Annotated in this window: 26 protein-coding genes and 1 pseudogene; 18 read left to right on the top strand and 9 right to left on the bottom strand. The window is 39.1% G+C overall.

All coding sequences use genetic code 11. The features are described 5' to 3' along the window. Window positions 1-13 precede the first annotated feature (13 nt). From EXE30_RS13505 to EXE30_RS13490, 4 genes are all read right to left on the bottom strand, one after another. The gene (locus tag EXE30_RS13505; RefSeq protein ID WP_130162846.1) at window positions 14-2,131 is read right to left on the bottom strand and encodes a TonB-dependent receptor; all 2,118 of its coding nucleotides are present in this window, start codon (window positions 2,129-2,131) and stop codon (window positions 14-16) included. Between the two features lie 97 nt (window positions 2,132-2,228). Continuing rightward, entirely contained in the window at window positions 2,229-3,350 is a 1,122-nt protein-coding gene (locus EXE30_RS13500; RefSeq protein WP_130162845.1) for a tetratricopeptide repeat protein, read from the bottom strand. 59 nt (window positions 3,351-3,409) lie between these two features. Next, window positions 3,410-3,649, bottom strand: a complete 240-nt coding sequence (locus EXE30_RS13495) for a hypothetical protein (RefSeq protein ID WP_130162844.1) — start codon at window positions 3,647-3,649, stop codon at window positions 3,410-3,412. A 15-nt stretch (window positions 3,650-3,664) separates the two neighbouring features. After that, window positions 3,665-5,158: a DUF4331 domain-containing protein gene (locus EXE30_RS13490; protein WP_130162843.1), complete on the bottom strand. Its 1,494-nt coding sequence runs from the start codon at window positions 5,156-5,158 to the stop codon at window positions 3,665-3,667. 137 nt (window positions 5,159-5,295) lie between these two features. Here EXE30_RS13490 and EXE30_RS16130 point away from each other — a divergent pair, with 137 nt between their 5' ends. From EXE30_RS16130 to arsH, 6 genes are all read left to right on the top strand, one after another. Further along, window positions 5,296-5,418: a hypothetical protein gene (locus EXE30_RS16130; protein WP_265937117.1), complete on the top strand. Its 123-nt coding sequence runs from the start codon at window positions 5,296-5,298 to the stop codon at window positions 5,416-5,418. A gap of 104 nt (window positions 5,419-5,522) precedes the next feature. After that, window positions 5,523-5,957, top strand: a complete 435-nt coding sequence (gene arsC, locus EXE30_RS13485) for an arsenate reductase (glutaredoxin) (protein ID WP_130162842.1) — start codon at window positions 5,523-5,525, stop codon at window positions 5,955-5,957. 59 nt (window positions 5,958-6,016) lie between these two features. Further along, window positions 6,017-6,337: a metalloregulator ArsR/SmtB family transcription factor gene (locus EXE30_RS13480; protein ID WP_121930515.1), complete on the top strand. Its 321-nt coding sequence runs from the start codon at window positions 6,017-6,019 to the stop codon at window positions 6,335-6,337. A gap of 6 nt (window positions 6,338-6,343) precedes the next feature. Further along, the gene (locus EXE30_RS13475; protein WP_130162841.1) at window positions 6,344-6,817 is read left to right on the top strand and encodes an arsenate reductase ArsC; all 474 of its coding nucleotides are present in this window, start codon (window positions 6,344-6,346) and stop codon (window positions 6,815-6,817) included. An 11-nt stretch (window positions 6,818-6,828) separates the two neighbouring features. Next, a complete protein-coding gene (gene arsB / locus EXE30_RS13470) occupies window positions 6,829-7,869 on the top strand; it encodes an ACR3 family arsenite efflux transporter (RefSeq protein WP_130162840.1) in 1,041 nt (346 codons plus the stop codon). Further along, window positions 7,862-8,578: an arsenical resistance protein ArsH gene (arsH, locus tag EXE30_RS13465; protein ID WP_130162839.1), complete on the top strand. Its 717-nt coding sequence runs from the start codon at window positions 7,862-7,864 to the stop codon at window positions 8,576-8,578. Before arsB ends, arsH begins: the two co-directional genes overlap by 8 nt. Window positions 8,579-8,935: 357 nt before the next feature. Here arsH and EXE30_RS13460 read toward each other — a convergent pair whose 3' ends face one another. Continuing rightward, window positions 8,936-9,754, bottom strand: coding sequence for a LysR family transcriptional regulator (locus tag EXE30_RS13460; protein WP_130162838.1), 819 nt, complete (start codon window positions 9,752-9,754; stop codon window positions 8,936-8,938). A 147-nt stretch (window positions 9,755-9,901) separates the two neighbouring features. Between EXE30_RS13460 and EXE30_RS13455 the strand changes: the two genes are divergently transcribed. The 8 genes and pseudogenes from EXE30_RS13455 (at window position 9,902) to thpD (ending at window position 15,396) form a co-directional block, all read left to right on the top strand. Further along, complete coding sequence (locus EXE30_RS13455; RefSeq protein WP_130162837.1) at window positions 9,902-10,192, top strand: putative quinol monooxygenase; 291 nt, start codon at window positions 9,902-9,904, stop codon at window positions 10,190-10,192. 53 nt (window positions 10,193-10,245) lie between these two features. Next, entirely contained in the window at window positions 10,246-10,770 is a 525-nt protein-coding gene (gene gloA, locus EXE30_RS13450) for a lactoylglutathione lyase (RefSeq protein ID WP_130162836.1), read from the top strand. A gap of 206 nt (window positions 10,771-10,976) precedes the next feature. Continuing rightward, a pseudogene (locus EXE30_RS13445) lies at window positions 10,977-11,060 on the top strand (arsenical resistance protein ArsH); the annotation flags it as partial. Between the two features lie 512 nt (window positions 11,061-11,572). After that, window positions 11,573-12,007, top strand: coding sequence for a MarR family winged helix-turn-helix transcriptional regulator (locus tag EXE30_RS13440; RefSeq protein ID WP_130162835.1), 435 nt, complete (start codon window positions 11,573-11,575; stop codon window positions 12,005-12,007). Between the two features lie 127 nt (window positions 12,008-12,134). Further along, window positions 12,135-12,710, top strand: a complete 576-nt coding sequence (ectA, locus tag EXE30_RS13435) for a diaminobutyrate acetyltransferase (protein ID WP_130162834.1) — start codon at window positions 12,135-12,137, stop codon at window positions 12,708-12,710. Window positions 12,711-12,758: 48 nt separating this feature from the next. After that, a complete protein-coding gene (gene ectB, locus EXE30_RS13430) occupies window positions 12,759-14,078 on the top strand; it encodes a diaminobutyrate--2-oxoglutarate transaminase (RefSeq protein WP_121930521.1) in 1,320 nt (439 codons plus the stop codon). Continuing rightward, complete coding sequence (locus tag EXE30_RS13425) at window positions 14,075-14,488, top strand: ectoine synthase (RefSeq protein ID WP_121930522.1); 414 nt, start codon at window positions 14,075-14,077, stop codon at window positions 14,486-14,488. The genes ectB and EXE30_RS13425 overlap by 4 nt, the downstream gene beginning before the upstream one ends. 2 nt (window positions 14,489-14,490) lie before the next feature. Further along, entirely contained in the window at window positions 14,491-15,396 is a 906-nt protein-coding gene (thpD, locus tag EXE30_RS13420; RefSeq protein ID WP_130162833.1) for an ectoine hydroxylase, read from the top strand. Between the two features lie 52 nt (window positions 15,397-15,448). Here thpD and EXE30_RS13415 read toward each other — a convergent pair whose 3' ends face one another. Both EXE30_RS13415 and EXE30_RS13410 read right to left on the bottom strand, forming a co-directional pair. Next, entirely contained in the window at window positions 15,449-16,636 is a 1,188-nt protein-coding gene (locus EXE30_RS13415; RefSeq protein WP_130162832.1) for an MFS transporter, read from the bottom strand. A 19-nt stretch (window positions 16,637-16,655) separates the two neighbouring features. Continuing rightward, window positions 16,656-17,075 (bottom strand): RidA family protein, encoded by a 420-nt coding sequence (locus tag EXE30_RS13410; protein WP_130162831.1) that lies wholly within the window; start codon window positions 17,073-17,075, stop codon window positions 16,656-16,658. A 71-nt stretch (window positions 17,076-17,146) separates the two neighbouring features. Here EXE30_RS13410 and soxR point away from each other — a divergent pair, with 71 nt between their 5' ends. The 4 genes from soxR (at window position 17,147) to EXE30_RS13390 (ending at window position 21,264) form a co-directional block, all read left to right on the top strand. Next, on the top strand, window positions 17,147-17,632 hold the full coding sequence (gene soxR, locus EXE30_RS13405) for a redox-sensitive transcriptional activator SoxR (protein ID WP_130162830.1): 486 nt from the start codon (window positions 17,147-17,149) through the stop codon (window positions 17,630-17,632). A gap of 700 nt (window positions 17,633-18,332) precedes the next feature. After that, window positions 18,333-19,460, top strand: a complete 1,128-nt coding sequence (locus EXE30_RS13400; RefSeq protein ID WP_130162829.1) for a Re/Si-specific NAD(P)(+) transhydrogenase subunit alpha — start codon at window positions 18,333-18,335, stop codon at window positions 19,458-19,460. A gap of 11 nt (window positions 19,461-19,471) precedes the next feature. Then, window positions 19,472-19,798, top strand: a complete 327-nt coding sequence (locus EXE30_RS13395) for a proton-translocating transhydrogenase family protein (RefSeq protein ID WP_004672473.1) — start codon at window positions 19,472-19,474, stop codon at window positions 19,796-19,798. Further along, window positions 19,798-21,264, top strand: coding sequence for an NAD(P)(+) transhydrogenase (Re/Si-specific) subunit beta (locus EXE30_RS13390; protein ID WP_004672475.1), 1,467 nt, complete (start codon window positions 19,798-19,800; stop codon window positions 21,262-21,264). The genes EXE30_RS13395 and EXE30_RS13390 overlap by 1 nt, the downstream gene beginning before the upstream one ends. A gap of 62 nt (window positions 21,265-21,326) precedes the next feature. Here EXE30_RS13390 and EXE30_RS13385 read toward each other — a convergent pair whose 3' ends face one another. Next, entirely contained in the window at window positions 21,327-22,148 is an 822-nt protein-coding gene (locus EXE30_RS13385; RefSeq protein WP_130162828.1) for an SDR family NAD(P)-dependent oxidoreductase, read from the bottom strand. 201 nt (window positions 22,149-22,349) lie between these two features. Next, complete coding sequence (gene rsfS / locus EXE30_RS13380) at window positions 22,350-22,748, bottom strand: ribosome silencing factor (RefSeq protein ID WP_004672480.1); 399 nt, start codon at window positions 22,746-22,748, stop codon at window positions 22,350-22,352. Window positions 22,749-22,819: the final 71 nt, after the last annotated feature.

Raw genomic sequence — 22,819 nt, 5'->3', positions numbered from 1 at the left:
CTAATCCTTTAAATTAGAATAGATAACGCAGCGTCAGGCGTAGATTTCTACCTTCGCTAGGATGTACATGTTTATCAAAAATACCTTCACGTTCGTTTGAGGAAGGAGAACATGCAGCTGAGTTTAGGTCTTGGCTAGCACAAGATGCATAGTAATATTCAATATCATTTATTTTACGGTCAAAAACATTAAATATTTCAAGCTGTCCTTGCAGGTTTTTATTAAATTGATAACTGCTTTGTAAATTAACGAGTGTCGAAGATTCAGAACGTACCGTATTATCTTCAATAAGGGGTCTTGTACCAAAGTAGCGTAAACGTCCACCGAAGTTCAACTTATCGCTCAATTTGTAAGTAAAACCCGCAGCCAAGGTCTTTTCAATTGCTCCAGGAATGTGGTTTCCTTCAGGACTATCATTTTTAAATCTAGCTTTTGACCAAGCAGCATCAATATCAATGATCCAAGCATCAGTCGGTTGGTAGAATTGTGATATTTCGATGCCTTGTCTTTTACTTGGGCGACTGGCTTCAGTTGTACCTGCATCACCGATAAAAATAAGTTCTGAATCTGAATCAAGACGCCACAAGGCAAGGGTACTGGTTAGCTCAGGGATTATATTGGCTCTAAGACCAATTTCAGAATTAATGGTTTTTACTAATGGTGATACAGAATCAAGCGGTTGTAAATATTGACTATCTCGAGGATCAACATTTAATTTGGTGGTGGTTCCTCTAGCATCATTGCTGTGAAAACCATAAGCATAATTTAAATAATATTCAATGTTTTTCCATGGCCCTAAAATGAGACTGAATTTTGGACTGAAAATATGATCATTTTTTTGTCCACTATTTTCTTTTTGATCGGAGTTTACATCGAAGGAATAATAGTCTGTACGTAATCCTAAGATGGTTCTTAACCAAGGTTGCCAGCTTGTTTGGTTTTGTGCCCAAATAGCTATAGAAAGTTGGTGAATATCATCTTCTCTAATTGTATTAAATCGTTGGCGATTTTGGGTTTGATAAAGACCTAAATCATTAATATTGTCATATCTAATAGATGAACCCAACGAGTTCAATTGTTCTTTTTGATACCAATTGGTTAACCAGCTTTTTTGGTATTTTGCCCCAATTGTGGTTCTTTCTTCAGCTTGCTCAAATTGATCACCACGAATAGGATCATTTAAGAAATAACTGAAATCAGAGAATAAGTTAAGCTTATTATAGATAGCATATGATGAAAGCTCGGTGTATTGGCTGCCTTCATTATGTTTAGAATTGAACCAAATCGCTGTGCGAGATGATTTTCCGCCATCACTTGTATTGAGGCTATCGAAGCGATCGAGTTCACCATTGTTAATTAGTCGCTGAGGAATTTGATCTGTTGCATCCCATTTTGCTTGATAATGTTGAAAGCCTAAGGATTGATTTTTATTGTGATTACCAGTGTAGTATTTTAAAAATAAATTTTGTTTGGATAAGTTCTCAGGGTTTTTCCACGGTCCATCATTGTTTAAATTCTCAATAGCTCCAATGACTTCACCACTTTCTAAAATAAAATTACCTACTCCCAAAAATCTCATTAAATCATTTTTTCCAAGTGTCACTTGTACATAGGGGCGTTCCAATGCATGAATAGTTGAAATTTTTGCTGTTCCTGCTGAAGCAAAATCCCCATCTTCAATTGAAGTTGCTCCTTTATGATATTGAATTGAATCAATAATTTCAGGAATTAAGAAGTTTAAATCAGTATAACCTTGACCATGTGCATGACTTACCATATTAATTGGCTGTTCATCAAATGATGTCGCGAAATCAGTGCCATGATCTAAGTTAAATCCCCTTAAGAAAAATTGATTGGCTTTTCCTGTCCCACTATGTTGGGTCACGATTACACCAGGTATCGTTTCTAAAACTTCAGCAGGTCGCGATAAAGGGCGTGTTTCAATTTGCTCTTTCGAAATAGTTCCTTGTGATGACGTAAAAGCAGCACCGAACGCATTATTTGACGTAGCGTTAGCACTGATTTTTATAGTGGGTAAGTGGTGAATGAATTCACCACCAGCATTCGTTATTTGGTGAATGCCTATATTACCGCTGCTAATCAAAAGTGCTGAAATAATTTTAGTATTCATTTGCTTCACAAATATAATTTTTATAACTTATGTTAGTTTTTGGGTTGTGAAATCACTGTGAAAATATAACTTAGTTTTAATTTCACATCATTTAAAATTAAAGCTGATTTAATACAGCTTTTAATTTTTGAATATATATAGGATGTCTATAACCTGTTTTTTTACTCCAATTTAATAATTTTTCTGCACTGTTTTTGCTGTTACCGTCAATCGCGAGTGCTGCATAGACTTCAAAGTCTTCGCTCTCTCTTTGCATATCCCAGTTTTGTTCCGCTATTTTTAAACCTTCATTATATTTTTTCGCGATCCAGAGATATTGAGCTTGTTCTCTTAGATGAATATGATCTTTATCTTTTAATAGTTTTTCAACTCTTTGAGTAAGTTCATTAAGATCCTTTTGCGCTGAAGGATCACTGATTTTCTGTTTACTTAGAATAATTCGATAGAGAGCACCATCATGATAACGATATTCTTTTAAGATGTTTAATGCAGATAAATATTGTTTTTGAGATATGTACCAATTCGATTTGGCGAGTGTATTGGGTAAATTATTTACAGATAATAATGGAATGGACTTTTGAGCTAAGTTTTGATCATTAAATCGAGTGGCAATTTCGAGCAGGATATTTCCCATCCATTGTTTATCATTTTTACTTAGTCTAATCGTTGATTGTAAAATTTCATCTGTTTTAGCTTTTAAATCAGAAAAACTCGAGGTCATGGCATCTACTTGAAGCACACAACCTGCTTGATACCATTCAACATCTTTATCATTCAATTGATGACATAGCGCTAAAGAATCACTAAATTTACCTTGTAATCTATAGATGTTTGCTAACTGCAAAATTGCATTAGAATTCTTCGGATTGCTTTTTAATATGTGCTGTAGTGTTTCTTCTGCTTCATCAAAATCATGATTTGCTTGAGCAATTCTTGTCTGGAGTAGTCTGTTTTCGATATCTAAAGGGTTGTGACTTGCTCGGATCAAATCTTCAGCTTGCACCAGTAACTCGCCATCACCTTGTGCGTAAGATTTTTCAAGTAAGAGATTCACGATTTGTTTTCTAAGTTCGTCATCCTGATGATTTTTGAGTTGCTTTGAGTAGTTTGTGCTTGTTACTTTTGTATTGTTATGGGTATGTTGATGTTTTGGGTGTGCATAAGCTGGGCTAAAATATAGTGATGTCATTATTATAATTGTGACTTGATGAATATACATTTAAAAGACTCCTAAAAAAGGCTCTTAGCAAAAAGAATTAAGCTAAGAGCCTTATTTTTTTAAAATTTAACGCTGAGAGGTTCTGAGCGGTTATCTATAGCTTTTTCTGAAATTACATTCAGACTTTTGGGTTCTGCCTGTTCAAAATTATTTTGAGGTTGGCTGGTTAATAACAAAGTCTCTTTCAGTACAGGATCACTTTGAGATTGATTGTTATTATTGGGCTTTGATTTATTATCATCTCCACCACATCCACTTAATCCAATACCAATCATGAACAAGAAAATAAACTTTTTCATAGTGTTCACTCCTCGTTATTTGCTAGCTGTATTAAATGGTGAACCCGACACTGGAGTATTGAGATAAGGGAATGCAGTACCAAATTGTTCAGGTGACTGTAAAGCACCATCTGTAAAGCTAATACCACCCGCTTTTGCATCTGCAGCTTTACAGCCTACAGCGGTATTTACGCCATCAATCGTACACAATAAACCCATTGCCACACGAAGCTCAATATCGACCACATCATCGCCAGGACGGCGACCATTTGGGAAACCTGCTGTATCGCCACCAATTACACCAAGACGGTTTTGCTTATCTTTAGTGGTTGGAGCAATCGCTGTATTTAAGCGAAGCATTTCAGACGCTTTAACATTTTTTGGCTGATTCAAACCTGGAATGCCAAGCAAAAAGGTGTTGACTAGATCGGTACGTGGATAGTTGGTTGGTGCCACAACTGCTCCACCAGTAGCATCTTTAAACAGTACCTCGATTAGTGTTGGGAGGGCAGGGTTAGTTACATAGTCAGCAAATTGTCCATCGTTTTCAGGTTTGCTTGCGTTGAATTTATCCTTATCTTTTAAGCCAATAACAACTTCATTGACGAGGGGCATACCCAAACGTGACACTTGTGTCCAAGCACCACCGACTTTGCTTGCACTGGTCAAGTTGCTTTCAGGGTTAGGATTTAAAAGTGTGGCTTGAGGCAAACTTGCTGTAGTCCAACCACCAATTACCGTGTCATTTGAAGAAACTAAACATGACTGAGGGACTTCCAGCGCGATTGTGGTGACATTTTTATCACCGATGGTATTTAAACCTTGATCTTCAGCATTTACACCAGAAGGTGCAAGTTGAGTGGCTGGAATTTTGATATTTACCAAGTCAAAAACTTCACCTAAATTGACTGCAAAGGATTCTTGACGTTGACCAACAAAAACTTTGCCTGTACCACAACTACCTAGGTTAATATTTTGAACAAAACTATCTGCATATGCTTGATAGTTGGGGATGGATTTATTCCCGACATTATCAAAGGGTTTTTTGAAAGTGCCAAGCACTTGACGTTGTCCCTTACGACGATCTCCTTTGATCATGGTGACAGTATAGGTTTCAGCCGTATTTTGCGCTGAACTCGTATCATTTGTTATTTGGCCAATATTTGATAAAGGAACAGAAATGTTCTTACCACCTACTGGTACTTTAAGGTCTTTGAGTTCTTGATTAAAGTTAAATTGAAAAGTGATATCTTCCTGTGCATCTCCATTATTATCAATATGAATTTCATATAGTGCTTTGGAATCAAGTGAAAAATAATTAGGGCCACCATAAGCATCTTGTAGAGGCTGATAGTTAGCGAGTAAAGTTACAAAGTTACTTCGGTTCGGCTCATAACTTTTAAACATATAAAAGTCTGTAGCATCCACCTTTGGCATTTTAGTGATTGACGGCGCTTCGCGATGACTTGACGCAAATGTTGTTACACTAAAACTACTTAGCATAATCGCAATAAGCAGACGAGAGTCCATGGTCTATCTCCTTGATCATTATGATCTTAGGTTTAATTTTTTTTTGATTAGGTCTTATTCATCTTATAGTTTTCAATATCGAATAGAGATCAATATAAGACTCTCATAATTTGTACCAATTTGATGGTGAATTTTTCGTGAATAAAGGCTGGAATGCACGTGCCGCTTACAATACTTCTGATTTAAGTTTTGTATTTAATGTCATGGCAGGATGGTTAAATTGCAGCGCTCAAGGTTTACTTTATTGCATGATCTATTGAACAATTATGAAGAATATCGATAGAAAATAAGCGCAGTACATATTGAGTATATATGCTAATTCGTATATAAAGATATAAGAATATACAAACTAGAGTTCATTTAAATGACAACTTCATTCGATGTGAAGATTTTTCACAACCCAGCCTGCGGAACTTCAAGAAATACCTTAGCTTTAATCCGCAATACAGGGATTGAGCCGACTGTGATTGAGTATCTTGTGACACCACCCACCCGTGATGAGTTGATTCAATTGATTCATGATGCTGGCTTAACGGTCAGAGAGGCGATTCGTAAAAATGTTGACCCATATCGTGACTTGGGATTGGAGCGTGAAGAGTGGACGGATGAACAGCTCATCAACTTTATGCTTGAGCATCCAATTTTGATCAATCGCCCCTTCGTTGTAACTGATTTGGGTACTCGTCTTAGTCGTCCTTCCGAAATCGTCTTGGATATTTTGCCATTACCGCAGAAAGGTGCTTTCACTAAAGAAGATGGTGAACAAGTGATCGATGAAAATGGACAACGGATAAATTAAAAAATTTAGTACAGATATGTGATTATCTGCATATTCAAATAAACAAATAAGGTGTGAATATGGATCAAGTTAATTTTTTTAAATGCTTATCAGACGAAACCCGTCTCAATATCGTCACTTTAGTTGTAGAGAATAAAGAGTTGTGTGTTTGTGATCTGACGGAAATGTTACAACTTAGCCAACCCAAGATTTCAAGACATCTCGCTTTATTACGTTCGTCTGGATTACTACAAGACCGACGTCAAAGCCAATGGGTTTATTACAGCATAAATCCGCAATTACCGAATTGGTGCCATGACATTTTAAATGTATTGACCACACAGCAACCCAGTAATATCCCACCATTAGCAGCTCTACCAACACAGAGCTATTGCGAGTAAAACATCATGAAATTTCTTTTTTTGTGCACTGGAAATAGTTGTCGCAGTATTTTATCAGAAGTGCTTTTTAACGATCGTGCCCCAGAGGGATGGAAAGCATATAGTGCTGGCAGTAAACCATCTGGCCAAGTTCATCCACTAACGATCGAAACCTTACAAGCTTTAAATCTTTCTACTGAGGGATTGTGGAGTAAAACCATTGATGATTGCGAACAATACCAAGCTGATGTTGTGATTACGGTATGTGATTCTGCTGCGCAAGAAGCATGTCCGCTGTATCTGGGTGGGGCGATCAAAGCACATTGGGGTTTGGCTGATCCTTCACATTTAGAACTGCCTAAAGATGAAAAGCTCAAAGCTTTCAAAGTCACTGTCGATCATATCAATCGTCGTCTTGATGCTTTGTTTGCACTTGATGCCGCGAATATGACGCGTCCAGAAATGATTGCAGCAATCAATCAAATCTCACATATCGATTAGTTGGGTAGAACATGGCTAAATCAGGATTGTCCTTTTTAGATCGAAATCTCACGCTTTGGATTTTTATGGCGATGGGATTGGGTGTTGCGATCGGCGTATTTTTTCCGCAAGCGTCAGTCGCTTTAGATCGAATGAGTTTTGACTCAGTCAATATTCCGATTGCGATCGGTTTGATTTTGATGATGTATCCGCCGTTGGCAAAAGTCGACTATGCGACTTTACCAGAAGTGTTTAAAGACAAGAAAACGCTTATTTTGTCGTTGGTACAAAACTGGTTAATTGCACCGATATTGATGTTTGCATTGGCGATTATCTTTTTGCATAGCTATCCAGAGTACATGACAGGTCTAATTCTGATCGGATTGGCGCGGTGTATTGCTATGGTCTTGGTCTGGAATGGGTTAGCTTGTGGTGATAATCAGTATGTCGCCGCATTAGTCGCGTTTAATAGTATCTTCCAGATTTTATTCTTTAGTACTTATGCGTGGTTGTTTTTAACTGTTTTACCACCGTATTTTGGTGTGGCAGGACAGGTGATCGATGTCGATTTCTGGACGATTACCCATGCCGTATTGGTTTATTTAGGTATTCCATTTTTCCTTGGCTTTATGACACGTTTGATTTTGGTCAAATCTAGGGGTTTGGATTGGTATCAGAATAAATTCTTACCCAAAATTAGTCCATTAAGTTTGCTGGCATTATTGTTTACGATCGTGGCGATGTTTAGTTTAAAAGGCAGTGATGTGGTGAGCTTGCCTTTGGACGTGATTCGTATTGCGATTCCATTGACGATCTATTTTGTGCTGATGTTCTTTATCAGCTTCTTTATGAGTAAGTGGATGGGGAACAATTATCCTCGCACGACAGCGATTTCATTTACAGCGGCTGGGAATAATTTTGAGCTAGCTCTGGCTGTGGCGATTGCCACCTTTGGTTTAGCATCGCCTGTTGCATTTACTACGGTCATCGGTCCATTGGTTGAAGTGCCTGTATTGATTGCGCTAGTGAGCGTATCACTCTGGTTAAAGAAGAAGTGTTTTCCAAATGAATAAATCTGATTCAAATGTAGTGAATATTGATCTTGAATTACTGCCAAAGCCTGAATTTCAACAGGTTCAGGCCGTAGCGTTCGATCATCCCCCGCGCATCTTATTGCTATATGGCTCAAATCGGGAACGCTCTTATAGTCGATTGGCGGTGATGGAAGCAGGACGTATTTTGGAGTATTTAGGGGCTGAGGTGAAAATCTTTCATCCTAAAGGACTGCCTTTACCCGAAGATGCAGATATGGAGCATCCAAAAGTCAAAGAGTTGCACGAGTTACTGGCATGGTCTGAGGGAATGGTGTGGTGCTCGCCTGAACGTCACGGTTCTATGAGTTCGATCTTTAAATCACAAATTGACTGGATTCCACTGGCTGGCGGTGCGATACGAGCAACACAAGGCAAAACTTTAGCGTTGATGCAAGTGAGTGGCGGATCGCAGTCATTCAATAGTGTCAATCAAATGCGTATCTTAGGTCGGTGGATGCGGATGATTACCATCCCAAATCAGTCTTCAATTCCCAAAGCATTTTTGGAGTTTGAAGAGGATGGTCGTATGAAAGCATCATCTTACTATGATCGTATCGTGGATGTGATGGAAGAACTTTATAAGTTCACTTTATTAACACGTGGACAAAGTCGCTACTTGACCGATCGTTACTCTGAACGGAAAGAATCTGCTGAAGAACTTTCCAAGCGTGTCAATCAACCAACGTAGTTTATAAACTCAACGTTATACCATTGATTAACAGGTAAAAAGAATCTTTAGGAATTCCATTTTATGTTCTTAAAATTCTTTTTACTTGGTCCAAAAAAAATTTGATTCCATTGATAGGACCATATCCGTTGTCAAAATGACGTCACGGACAAATCCGTAGTTGCCAATGTCTGCAATGTCTAAGCATTATAACTTCATTAATGATGAATCATCTTGGACGTAATTTTCATTGATATTGCTAGCTTTTTTTTGTGAAAAACAGAGCAGCAGAATTAGGATGAATTCCCAATAGATTGCCTGCTGATCTAGTATCTACCCCTAGTAAATATGATGTTAGATCGGTCAAGCTGGTACTCTTTATTCTAAGCTAAAGTATTCGATAAATTTTCTCAGTGCACTGGATTTATTGAGTTTATGCCAAATCATATAAATATCGCATTTAATTGAATAGTTTGAGTCAACAAAGGGTTTAAATTGTATATTTTGCTGAATAATCGAGTTGGGAATAAAAGCCATACCCATGCCACTATGAATGAGTGTGAGCATTAATGGATAAGATTCAATTTCAATAATTCGAAAATCTTTAAGATACTCTCTTGCCCATTGTTCAGTGTACTCGCGGTATGTGCATGTTTTTCCATAGGAGTAGATAGTCGGGTTATCACCAATCTCTATATTCCTGACCAGAAGTAATTGTTCCTCAAATACCAATTTACTGTCGAGTCGAGGTGATTTAATTGGGCCATCTGAAAAAATGAGATCATATTCGTGGTTAGAAATCATCGATTCTAAACCGCGCGAGTAACCACGTAATATTTGAAAATTTACATTTTTATTGGCCATTTGATATCGGTAAATATACTTGGGAAGAAAGTAATCCAATGCGATGTCAATCCCACCAATGAGCAATTTGATCTCTTGTGACTGCAGGGTAATTTCTTTAAAGCGTTCTACGTCATTGATAAACTTTTTAGATTGTTCATAAAAAAAACGACCATAAGGTGTAAGTGTCAATTCTCTGTGATCGCGATTAAAGAGCGTTTGCTCATTCCTAGATTCTAATTCATTGATTAATTTTGAAATATTTGATGGAACACAAAACATTTTTTCAGCTGCTTTAACAATTCCTCCTTCATCGACCACCGCTATAAATGCTTCGAGTTCTTTAATTTTCATTATTTCAATCCGCTGGAGAGCATACTTTTAGCATAACTTTATTTTCCATTTTGGAAAACTTTAACTTCATTATTTTTCAATTTTTTTAAAATATCGTTTAGATATACTGGCTTTACTGAAACAAGATGGATGAATAGGTGAGCTGATATGATTACTTTAAATGTATTCTTCAATGTAAATTCTGAAAAGCGTACTGAGTTCTTAAACGTTCTCAACAACATGGTGGTCGAGTCAAATAAAGAGCAAGGTTGTCTAATATATAAACTTTGGCAAGACACCAATGCGGTCGACTCGTATGCATTAATTGAACTTTGGGAAAATAAAGAAGTGTTGAATAAACATCAAAAAACACCACATTGGATTGCGTTTAATGATGTAGTTAACTCTTATTTAACTGAACCGTATGACGAACATCATTATCAAGAAATCGCACACTAATTTTAAATATAGGTGTTTCTCTCAATTGATATGTCTTATTTGAGGAAAATATAATGGCTTTAAGTGATCTACTTGGAAAATTTAACGTTTCTGAGGCGATAGAAGAAGAAACCAGGCACTATGTATTTAACCATACCATGCTGAGGGTAAAAGACTTAAATCAGTCGATTGAGTTTTACTCGAAGGTACTCGGTTTTGTGCCTGTTTATGAAGAAATATTTCATGACGCCGCATTTACTATTGTGTATTTGGTTCGAAGAGCCTTTAGTGACATACCGACTGATGATGTGCTACGCAAAGAGTGGGTGCTGAGTCAATCAGGTGTGCTTGAGTTGACACTAAATCATGGTACAGAAACAGATGAATCGTTTAAGTACCATAATGGTAATAGTGAACCTCGAGGCTTCGGTCATCTGTGCGTGTCGGTACCAGATGTGGTCGCTGAATGCGAACGCTTTGAGCGTTTGGGTGTTAAATTTCAAAAGAAACTTTCAGAAGGACGTATGAACCATGTTGCGTTCATTAAAGACCCAGATGATTATTGGATTGAAATTTTACAACCGACACCCCTACGATAATTTCAACAGAGTACTAACAGTTGAAATACGGTGGTCAATTTTGAACTGCTGATCATTGTTGATTTACGTTTTAGTTTTGAAATAAGTAAATATTAAAAAACACCCGATGAATTTCATTGGGTGTTTTTAGATTTTAGTGGCCGCTGATATTCATGATAATTATATTTTTATTTAGTAATGACATTAAGATGTATACCGTAAATTAGACACAATACTTAAAAAATCGTTATTCTGAACGCAAAGAGTCTGCTGAAGAACTTTCTAAGCGTGTCAATCAACGTAATCAGTAAAATTTCAAACCTCAGTGACGATCTGAAAAGGGCGGGTTTTAACCAGCCATCACGTTTTAGATCGTCTGCTTTTTTAAATATTGCATAAGCAGATTTTGTTAAATAAGTTCAGCTATTTCAGCTGAATAATCGATGGTACTAAATCAACAATGATCACAAGATATTGGTCATGGCATGAATCTTGAATGGTTGTTTTTTATGCATTATGCGGGTTTTCTTGGGGCGGGTGGGATTACACAAAATTACATAATTTATAATACTTTGATTTATATAGATTAAAAAAAATGATTCACGATAAAATCATTCTTATTCAAACTATTTGATATGAATTGATTTGAAGAAAAAATATTCACTACCTATAATGATTTCTACTCAAGGTATCGGGAAATAAATGTACTTGGCACCAAGATGAGGCGTAAATAAATAGCGCGGTGATGTTTTATTAAAATACAGACAACATCATGTACAACGTACTACAATAGTGTGTTTAGCTTTTTTTGTGCGTGATTGAGATGGATGATGCTGTTCGTGTTTTACAAAGTGTTCGGCGGATTGAGCAATGTGTGGAGCTTTATTCCAAACGATTGTCTCAACTTCACCAAATCACAACACCGCAATTAGTTGCGCTAATGACCATTGCAAAAATTGGCCCGTGCAGTATGTCTGCGATTGGCAAAGCAATTTTTGTAAGTCCGAGTACCGTTGTTGGAATCATTGATCGTCTAGAGGAAAAAGGCTTGGTACTGCGTATGAGGGATATGCAAGATCGTCGACATGTACGTGTCAGCCTAACATCTAAAGGCGAACAATTATTAGATCAATCACCGTCTGCGTTACCTGAAGGTTTTTCACTGGCTTTACAAGCTTTGACCAATGATGAGAGACAACATCTCATTGTTTCATTAGAGCGGTTTGCCCAGTTACTTGAGGCAAAAGTTCCAAATTAAATCCAGTTGAAAATAAGGTAATACAGATTATCAATGTGATTGTTATTCAATGACATGCGTAGATACTATCCTGATACCACACTTATAACTTGAGTATGCCGAGTATGGAAATACAAAAGGAGATAGCGTGGAAGCTTTATCAAGACAGTCAATTCGCTTGACTAAACAATCAATTATTCATCAGCTGAATCACTGCAGCGTTCGTAATTTCAAACCAAAAGATGTACGTGAAGTACACGCTTTGATTCAGTCCTGTCCAACTTTGGACCTCAACTCACTCTATGCTTATGCTTTACTGGCTGAGCATCACACCGATACTTGTTTTGTGGCATATAATCACAAAGGCGAAATATCGGGTGTGGTCACGGGTTATATTTGTCCAGAAGATCCAGATACTTACTTCCTCTGGCAAATTGCGGTCTCGCCCAGAGAGCAAGGAAATGGGATTGGTTCCTTACTCCTTGATAACGTAAAAGAACAATGCTTAGAATCCCGCCAATTAAAACTCCTCAAAACAACAATTTCTCCAAGTAATAAAGCCTCTCAAAATCTTTTCCGCAGCTTCGCTCAACGTTTTGATGTTGATTGTAAAGTCAGCCCGTTTTTATCAAAGCAAGCTTTGCAGCCTCTACAACCAGAAGAATTCGACACTCAGCATGAGCCAGAAGACTTATACACCATCGGTCGTTGGGATTGGGACTGAGTAGTATTTAAGACATTTATTCCTTTTTAAATTAACTTGGAGTTATTCATGAATATTTTCAGTCGATTGGAGTCTGAAGTTCGAGGTTATATTCATTCTTTTCCTACCATATTCAAAACTGCAAAAAATGCAGTTTTGGTGGATGAGAATGATAGATCTTATATTGATTTTCTCGCGGGTGCGGGCACATTGAATTATGGGCACAATCATCCCGTGCTGAAACAGGCTGCAATTGATTATCTGATGCAAGATGGCATTGTGCATGGCTTGGATATGGCAACTTCTGCGAAAAAGGCTTTTATAGAGTCTTTTGAGCAATATATTTTAAAGCCACGTACTTTAAATTATAAATTGCAGTTTACGGGTCCAACAGGAACCAATGCCGTCGAAGCAGCAATTAAGTTGGCTCGTAATGTTACCAAGCGCCACAATATTATTGCATTTACCAACGGTTTTCATGGGGTGAGCTTAGGCGCACTTTCATTAACAGGAAATCAAAAGTTTCGTGAAGCTGCGGGTGTGGCTTTGGGCAATGTCCATCATGCAGCATACGCGGGCTATTTTGGTCAAGATGTCGATACCATTGCGATGCTGAATAAGCTTTTGACAGATCGTAGTAGTGGTATTGATCTGCCAGCCGCAATTATTGTTGAGTGTGTGCAAGGCGAAGGCGGTTTAAATTCGGCTAGTATTGATTGGCTGAAGCGACTTTCGGCCTTGTGTAAACAGCACAAGATTCTATTGATTGTCGATGATATTCAGGCTGGTTGTGGTCGTTCAGGTCATTTCTTTAGCTTTGAAACAGCAGAGATTACCCCCGATATCGTGACCTTGTCTAAATCTTTGTCGGGCTTTGGTTTACCTATGTCTTTGGTTTTGTTTAAACCAGAATTAGATATTTGGCGTCCGGGTCAACACAATGGCACATTCCGTGGCAATAATTTAGCTTTTGTTACGGCGACTAAAGCAATTCAACACTTTTGGGCGGATCAAAGCTTCCAAACGGAATTGGCGCAGAAGTCAGAATTGGTGAGTCGTCGACTACAAGAGATTGTGAAGAAATTCCCTGCGGCAGAGTTAACCCATCGTGGTCGTGGCTTGATGCAAGGTATCGCATTTAAAAACCCTGACTGGGCCGATGAAGTGACAACTCAAGCCTTCCAACTTGGTTTGGTGATTGAGACTTCTGGCAGTCGTGGTGAAGTGGTGAAATTACTACCGCCATTGACGATTGAGCCTGAAATCTTAGAACAAGGGATTGAGCTGTTAGAGCAGGCGATTGAACATGTGGTTCAGGTCTACACACAAGCCAATTTATCTCAAGCGAAAATAAAATCGACAGTTAAAGTACACGGAGTTGTTTCATGATCGTACGTCAATTACAAGATATTCTAAATACTGATCGTGATGTGCAAACAGACACTTGGGCAAGTCGTCGTTTATTATTACGTGAAGATGGTATGGGCTTTTCGATGCATGAAACCACCATCTTTGCAGGTACAGAGACGCATATTTGGTATAAGAACCATTTAGAAGCGGTGTATTGTGTAAAAGGTGAGGGAGAGATTGAACTTATTCCGTCTGGAGAGGTGTATAAAATCACGCCGGGAACACTCTATGCCTTAAATCAGCATGACAATCATTATCTACGTGCAACCACTGATTTGGTTCTGGTCTGTACTTTTAATCCTGCTTTAGTGGGCAATGAAGTGCATGACAAAGATGGCGTGTATGCAACACCAGAACAGATGATGAAACAGACTGAGGAGGAGGTGTAATCGTGCAAATGAGTAACCCTTACCTGACTCGAAGAAGTGATGCCGCTGCAATCATTTCGCGTGCAGATCCAGTGGTTTATCAGCAAGATGTCGTTCAAGGTGCAACCGAACAGCAAAAACAAGATTATGCAAAAAATGGCTTTTTGCAAGTTGATCAATTATTTAGTCAAGATGAAGTACAACATCTACTGAATGAGTTGCATCAAATGCGCCAAGATTTCGCCGTTCAACAACGCCCTGAAGCGATTATTGAGCGTGAAAGCCAAGAAGTGCGTTCGATTTTTAATGTACACCGTTTAAATGATGTGTTTAAAAATCTAGTCTCTGATGAACGTGTATTAAACATCGCTCGATCATTACTGGGAAGCGATGTTTATATACATCAGTCGCGTATTAACTATAAACCGGGTTTGCATGGCAAAGAGTTTTTTTGGCACTCCGACTTTGAGACATGGCATAGTGAAGATGGCATGCCGAGAATGCGTGCTTTAAGTTGCTCGATTTTACTAACGGATAATGATGATCACAACGGGCCACTTTTGGTGATCCCTGGTTCACATCAACACTATATTTCTTGTCAGGGTGAGACCCCTGATGAGCACTATAAAAAGTCGCTCAAAAAGCAAGAGTATGGTGTACCCGATGGTAGCTTATTGCGCTATTTGGCCGATATGGGCGGAATACATTCGTGTACAGGGTTGGCGGGTAGTGTTGTATTCTTTGACTGCAATTTAATGCATGGTTCAAACAGTAACATTACCCCATTCCCACGCAGTAATATTTTCTTTGTCTATAATAGTATCGACAATCAATTACAGCAGCCATTAGGTGGGCTTAAACCCCGACCTGAATTTATTGCGGCGCGAGAGGATATTGTTGCGATCGAGCCGAATAACTTAAGACTTTAAACGCTATCCTTATATAGATGCCAAGAAGATGATTCTTCTTGGCATTTTTCGTTTAGGGGGAGATAGTTTTGGATGAAACCAGCTTATCCAAGAAACTAAAGAACATACAAGCGAAAACCAAACTGAGACCCACCAAGCAAGTCATGCTCCAGCCTCCATGATTCCATGAGAAAATTCCCAATGCAGATCCACAAGCGCCGCCAATAAAATAGGTGGTCATATAGATTGCATTGATACGTGACTTGGCATCAGGGCGTAAACGGAAAATAATGCTTTGATTACTGGTGTGAACGAGTGCTAGAGCCAATTGGATCAGCGCGAAGCCAAGAATATAACTGAATAAATAAGTCTGACCATAATAGAAGCAGATCCAACTCACAATAAATAAACCACAGCCCATCCATGTCAATTGCTGGGTATAACCTCGATCTGCATATTTACCGATATATTGTGTCGATAATGCACCAAAGATACCGACCAATCCAACCATGCCGATCAGTAGATCAGACAGGTGATGTGCGGAAGCCAAAAGTAAAGCGATGGTAGAGAACAAAATACTGACGGCTGCAAATGCAAATCCACCCGAAAGTGCACGTAATAAGAGTCGTTTTTCTTGTTTTAGTAGTTGTGCCATGGATGCAAACACTTGACCATAATTCATTTTCATCCGCATCACATACGGCAAGCGACTTTTCAGGGCATAAGCCAATATCAACATTAATACCCCACTGACTGCATAGATCATCTTCCAGTGAAATAAATTGGAGAATAACCCTGCCAAACTGGTCGATAGTAGAATCCCAACTAACAACCCACTCATTAGGAAGCCAACCACTTCGCCTGTTTTTTCAGGTTGTACGGTCATGGTTGCCAATGGAATCAGGATTTGTGCAGCAACTGAGAATAAACCAGCTAAGATTGTTCCAAGCCATAACATCGGCAAATTCACCGAGAAAGCACTAATAAATAAGCCAACCGCACAAAAACACATGAGCAGGGGAATGAACTTAGTTTTATTGACCACATCGCCCATTGGTACAATAAAGAGTAAGCCTAATGCATAGGAAATCTGTGCAAATGTGACAGTGAGGGCCGCTTGACCCTCTGTCACTGCAAAATATTGCTGAATCGAATGGATTAACGGTTGACTATAATAGTTTGCACCTGCACACAAACCACATGCCACAGCCATAAACCAGAGTAGGGCTTTATTTTGACTAATATCTTGGGGAGCAGACATAATTCTCTCTATAACGGGTTTAAGCGGTATATGCAGTTGCTTCAATTTCGATTTGCATGTCTTTTAATGCTAAACATGGCACAGGGATAAGTGTGCATACTGGAAAAACATGATTTTTCCACAAATGCTGCATGATATGAGTCAATTTTTGAAGTTTCTCAGCATCGTGATCCACAACCAGAATACGTAATACCGCAATATCTTGAAGTTGCGCTTGAGCTGAAGTTAAAGCATGTTGGATATTATAAAAGACTTGTTGTACCTGTTGGTCAAAATCTTGTGACAGTTCACCATTTTTATTTTCACCGCCTTGACCTGCAATATGAATGGTACGCATATTGGGCTGTACGATGCTGACATGGCTATATCCATTGACACGTGGGTCATACAACTCATCTGGATTGATTATTTTAAATGCTTGCGTATTTGCTTTATTCATTGGAAAACACCGTTCTGAAAACTGAGTTATGTTAGTATCAAAGCTCAAGTTAACTAGAGGTCAAGCATATTTTGGAACAAGAACAATTACAGGCTTGGCTCACGATTGGTGAGCTTGCAAAACGAAGTGGTGTTAGTGTTGCAACCATCCGCTTTTATGAGGAAAAAGAACTGATATGGGGTGTGCGAACCGCGGGTAACCAACGCCGTTATCAACGTGCCATGCTGAGAAGAATTGCGATTGTTAAGGCGGCACAACAGGTGGGAATTCGTTTGCAGCAAATTAAAGAGACCTTTGCTTCTCTACCTAAACAACAAGTGGCAACTAAACGAGACTGGCAGACCATGTCTCAACAATGGCAACAGCAACTTGATCAGCAAATCATGATGTTATTGCAATTACGGCAACAACTCGATCAATGTATCGGTTGTGGTTGCCTGTCTTTGGAGCAATGTCCTTTAAGAAACCCTGATGATTGTTTAGCAAAAGAGGCAATGGGTGCTCATTTTCAGGAAATTTTATTTTTACTCAGCCAAAAAAATGATGAGATAGATTAGTTTGCTTAATAATTGCACCAATATTGTGCAATATGCTAAATTTTACTGCTAAAAATTAAACAAATATCACTTGAGAAAATGCCAAGCTGGGTTTTTACATTTCTTTTTTAATAATGTTTATTATTTAAACAGCATTTCTGTTCTAGGTGGGTTGAAATTTCGATTCAGTCAATCACGGTGAATTCATGTGAGCAAGACAATTGATAAAAGTAGCCGAAAAAAACGATAAAAGTTCAAATAAGCCAATCCACCAAACTCATCGCATGCTTATGATGCCGATTCAAGCAGTAAATCTATAGAAGCCTAACTTGAGTGCCGTTGATATGTAACGCATTTGAACGAGGTTTATCAATGGTGAAAACTGTGATGTGGATTTATTTGAATAAATATCGCTTTGCTATTCAATCACTCATACGATACAAAGGGTAGAAATGAGCATATTTATGTGGATGAGAGTGTCATTTCATCTTTAACAGTATAGAAAAGTAGGTTTGCATTATAAAAATCAAACATACTGATCATACAAGTTTTAAACATTAATATGAATCATCAGTTCAAAATATAGGTATTTATTAAATAAATATTGGGTGGAATTTTAAAAAAGTTCCATTAAAATCCTAAGTCTCTACAAAGAATACTCCTGGGGGAAACATTGCGATTCGCGATGTTTACTTAAGAAAAACTAGCTTGAGGAACGCTCATGCAGATCGGAATCCCAACCGAAACTGTCGTCGGTGAAAGTCGTGTTGCTGCAACACCAGAGACAGTGAAGAAGTTGATTAACGCAGGTCATAGCGTTGTTATTGAACGTGGCGCTGGTGTTAAAGCTGCGTATATTGACAGTGCTTATGAACAAGTTGGCGCAGCCATTACGGATGATGCATATACAGGTAGCCAAATTATTTTGAAAGTACGTGCCCCAAGTGGTAACGAAATTCAAAAACTTGCGGCGAATACGGCTGTTATTGCAATGTTTGACCCTTACCGAAATTCAGAATTAGATCAATTTGCTGCTCAGCAAGTGTCTGCTTTTGCTTTAGAGTTACTTCCACGTACACTTTCACGTGCACAAAACATGGATGTACTTTCTTCTCAAGCAAACTTGGCAGGTTATAAATCTGTATTGTTGGCTGCGGCTGAATATCAACGTATGTTCCCGATGTTAATGACGGCTGCGGGTACTGTAAAACCTGCGCGTGTTGTGATCATGGGTGTTGGTGTTGCGGGTCTTCAAGCGATTGCGACTGCAAAACGTTTGGGTGCAATCGTTGAAGCGACTGATTTACGTCCAACCGCTAAAGAGCAAGTTGAGTCTTTAGGTGGTAAATGGTTAGACGTACCGATGTCTGATGAAGAAAAGCAAAAAGCTGCCGACGCTGCCAAGAATGGTTATGGTTGGATGCCGGGTGAGCAATACATTCAAGATCAAGCTGCGATTGTGGATAAAGCGGTATCAAATGCAGATATCGTGATCACAACTGCTTTGCTTCCTGGTCGTAATGCGCCGCGTTTAATTAAAGCTGAAACCGTTGCCAAAATGAAACCGGGTTCTGTCATTTTAGATATGGCAGTTGAAACGGGTGGTAACGTTGAAGGTTCTAAAGAAGGCGAAACAGTAACAACTGAAAATGGCGTGAAAATTTTGGGCATCCCAAATATTCCGGGCACAGTTGCAACTGAAGCATCTGCATTGTATGCACGTAACGTATTTAACTTCCTTGAGACATTGTTTGACAAAGACAAAGCCTTTGCGATCAATCAAGAAGATGAAATCCAAAAAGCGTTACTCGTGACACATGGCGGTCAAGTACTGCTCAAGCGTGGTTAAGGAGAGTTCTCATGGTTGAAACGATTACAATTTTCGTCCTTGCCATCTTCGTAGGTTATTACGTTGTTTGGGGTGTAACGCCAGCGTTACATACGCCATTGATGGCTGTAACAAACGCATTGTCTTCAATTATTGTTGTTGGTGCAATGATTCAAACCGTCGGTTTGCCATTTATTGGGATTGAGGGTTCGGTTTATTTTGAGACCATTAACCCGATTAGCATTTTAGGTGCAATCGCTGTGTTCCTTGCAAGTATTAACATTTTCGGTGGTTTCGCTGTAACGGCGCGCATGCTTGAAATGTTCAAACCTAAGCAAAAGAAAAAAGAGGGCGTGTGATGGAATTTATTCGAGACTATGCGGATTGGTTCTACCTGATTGGTGCTGTCCTCTTTATCTTAACTTTACGTGGTTTGTCAGGTCCTAAGACAGCGATTGCGGGTAGCCGTTACGGTATGATTGCGATGGCAATCGCGGTTGCAACGACATTCTTTGTGGCTGAAGGTCCAGTGGTTTGGATGATCGGTTTGGCAATGGTTGCTGGTGCAGCGATCGGGATTACCAAAGCGCGCGCAGTACCAATGACGCAAATGCCTGAAATGGTTGCATTGATGCACTCATTGGTCGGTTTAGCAGCAGTATTGATTGCGATTGCGACTGTATTAAAAGCGGCTCATTTTGGTCAGTTTGATGCAGCACAATTGACTTCTGTGAATGAAGCGATGTTGGCTGAAGGCTATACAGCATTTACTGGCTTTAGCAGTACCTATCGTTTTGAATTGTTCGTGGGCTGTTTTATTGGTGCGATTACTTTTACAGCATCTGTATTTGCTTACGGCAAACTCGCAGCAAAGAAATGGGCGAAAACCATTTCAGGTGCATGGGTAAAACCACTACAAGCTTTGTTATTTATCACGATGTTAGTTTTCGGTGGTGTGTACTTCGCTACAGATAGCTTGACTGCATTTTACATCATGACTGCATTTGCTTTGGCATTTGGTTGGATGTGGATTGCGCCAGTCGGCGGTGGTGATATGCCAGTTGTGGTATCGTTACTGAACTCATTCTCTGGTTGGGCGGCAGCAGGTATTGGTTTCACACTTGAAAACAATATGTTGATCGTTGCAGGTTCGCTTGTTGGTTCTTCTGGTGCGATTCTTTCTTACATCATGTGTAAGGCGATGAACCGTTCTATCATCAATGTATTATTTGGTGGTGCAATGGGTGGCGCAGCAGTTGCAGTTGACAAAGGTGAGCAAGTACAACGTAACTATCGTTCTGGTTCTGCTGATGATGCTGGCTTCTTGATGTCAAATGCGGACAGCGTTGTGATCGTGCCGGGTTATGGTATGGCGCAAGGTCGTGCACAGAATGCAGTTAAAGAATTGTGTGAAATCTTAAAAGAACAAGGTGTAAAAGTTCGTTTTGCGATTCACCCAGTTGCTGGTCGTATGCCTGGTCACATGAACGTATTGTTAGCTGAAGCTGATGTTGCGTATGAAGACATCTTAGAGATGGATGAGATTAACTCAGACTTCCCTGCAACTGATGTTGTTCTTGTTATCGGTGCAAATGACGTAGTTAACCCTGCGGCGAAAGATGATCCGACATCACCGATTTACGGTATGCCGATTCTTGAAGCACACAAAGCTCGTACGATTATGGTGATCAAGCGTTCTATGGCAACAGGTTATGCTGGTCTAGATAATGACTTGTTCTACAATGAAAAAACCATGATGGTCTTTGGTGATGCGAAGAAAGTGGTTGAAGACATGACTAAAGCAATCAATGGTGGTGGTCACTAATCTGACCTAAATCAAGATTGTAAAAGCCACCTTCGGGTGGCTTTTTTATTGCTGTTTTTTGATTAAAGATACTTTTCTACAAGGCTCATCGATTGCGCATACAGGTCACGGGCAAGTTGCTGGTTTTTAGCATGAGGTGAACGCCAATCTGGCATGTGTGCACTGACATAGTCTCCATTACGGTTTTCCCATTCATCGCCTATCGCCATTTGAGTAATGAGTTTGGCTGGAACAGAAGTGGGTACTAAACCAATTTTCATTACTTCATAAATGGGTTTCGGCAAATCGCGATAAATGTCAGAAGCGACACCACCTGGGTGTAGGGCGTTGTTGCTAATGGTACTATCTGCCATCTGCTCGGCTAATGCATTACTGAATAGTAAGTTGGCAAGTTTAGACTGACCATAATAGAACAATGGGTTGTAGAAACCCTCGGCACGAAATTTATTAGGTTTGATTGATCCAGCCCAATGTGCAATTGAAGCGAGATGGATAATTCGAGCTTTGGGTGCTTGCTGTAAAACTGGAATAAGTTTGTGCGTTAGCAGAAAATGACCAAGATAATTGACACCAAATTGTTGCTCAAAACCATTTTGTGTTAATTGTTTGGTCTTTGAAAATAGTCCAGCATTGTTAATTAGAACATCTAGGCTACCATAGCGATTGGCAATTTCATCTGCTGCTTTACGTGTATTTTCGAGGCTATTTAAATCAAGTGATACTAAGTCGACTTGACCTTGATCCAGTGCGCGGAGTTTGTCTTGTGCCGCTTGGGCTTTTTGCGGGTTGCGACAGGCTAAGATAACGTGCTGTCCTTGCTTAACTAATTGTTCAGCGGTGGAAAAACCAATACCCGTATTTGCACCAGTAATCAGAATCTTCACTTTGTTTACTCCAGTTATGACTTTTTATAGGTTGAGTGTTTAAGCATTTTTATAATACGTTAAATTTGACAATTTAGCATGTCAGGTTTTAAAAAAGGTATTTTGTTTTTGGGGGGCATGCAGAAATTAAAATAACTGGTAAGACTCAAAGTCAAAAAAAACCTGTCATAAAAATGACAGGTTTTTTTTGACTTCTTAAATTTATGCGACAGACTCAGGAGCGCGCCATAAACTTTCAAGGTCATAGAATTTACGAGCAGTAGGCAGCATGACGTGTACAACGACGAAACCTAGGTCAATTAAGATCCATTCAGCGTCTCGTTCACCTTCGACACCGATTGGGCGAAAACCTGCTTTACGTGCTTCATCAGCAACATTATCCGCGAGGGCTTTAACATGACGGGTTGAAGTGCCGCTGGCAATAACAATTGCATCAGCAACATTGCTAATAGAACTGACATCTAGTTCTAAAATATCTTTGGCTTTTACATCAGTAAGGGCTTCATGTACGACTTTTAAACAAGCCTGTACATCGGTGCTTGAAGTTTTGATTTTTAGGTCGTGAGAATTAGAAGCGCTGGGCGATGGTTCTAAATTCATAGAGGGTATATTTTCCTGACAATTGCTCATTGTCAAATATACCGTTTTTAACAAAAAAATTCAAACGTCAG

It is taken from the genome of Acinetobacter halotolerans, from assembly GCF_004208515.1.
In the GTDB taxonomy this organism is placed as follows: Bacteria; Pseudomonadota; Gammaproteobacteria; order Pseudomonadales; family Moraxellaceae; genus Acinetobacter; species Acinetobacter halotolerans.
Note: the sequence above shows the minus strand (reverse complement) of the source record. Positions and strands in the feature narration are given on the sequence as shown.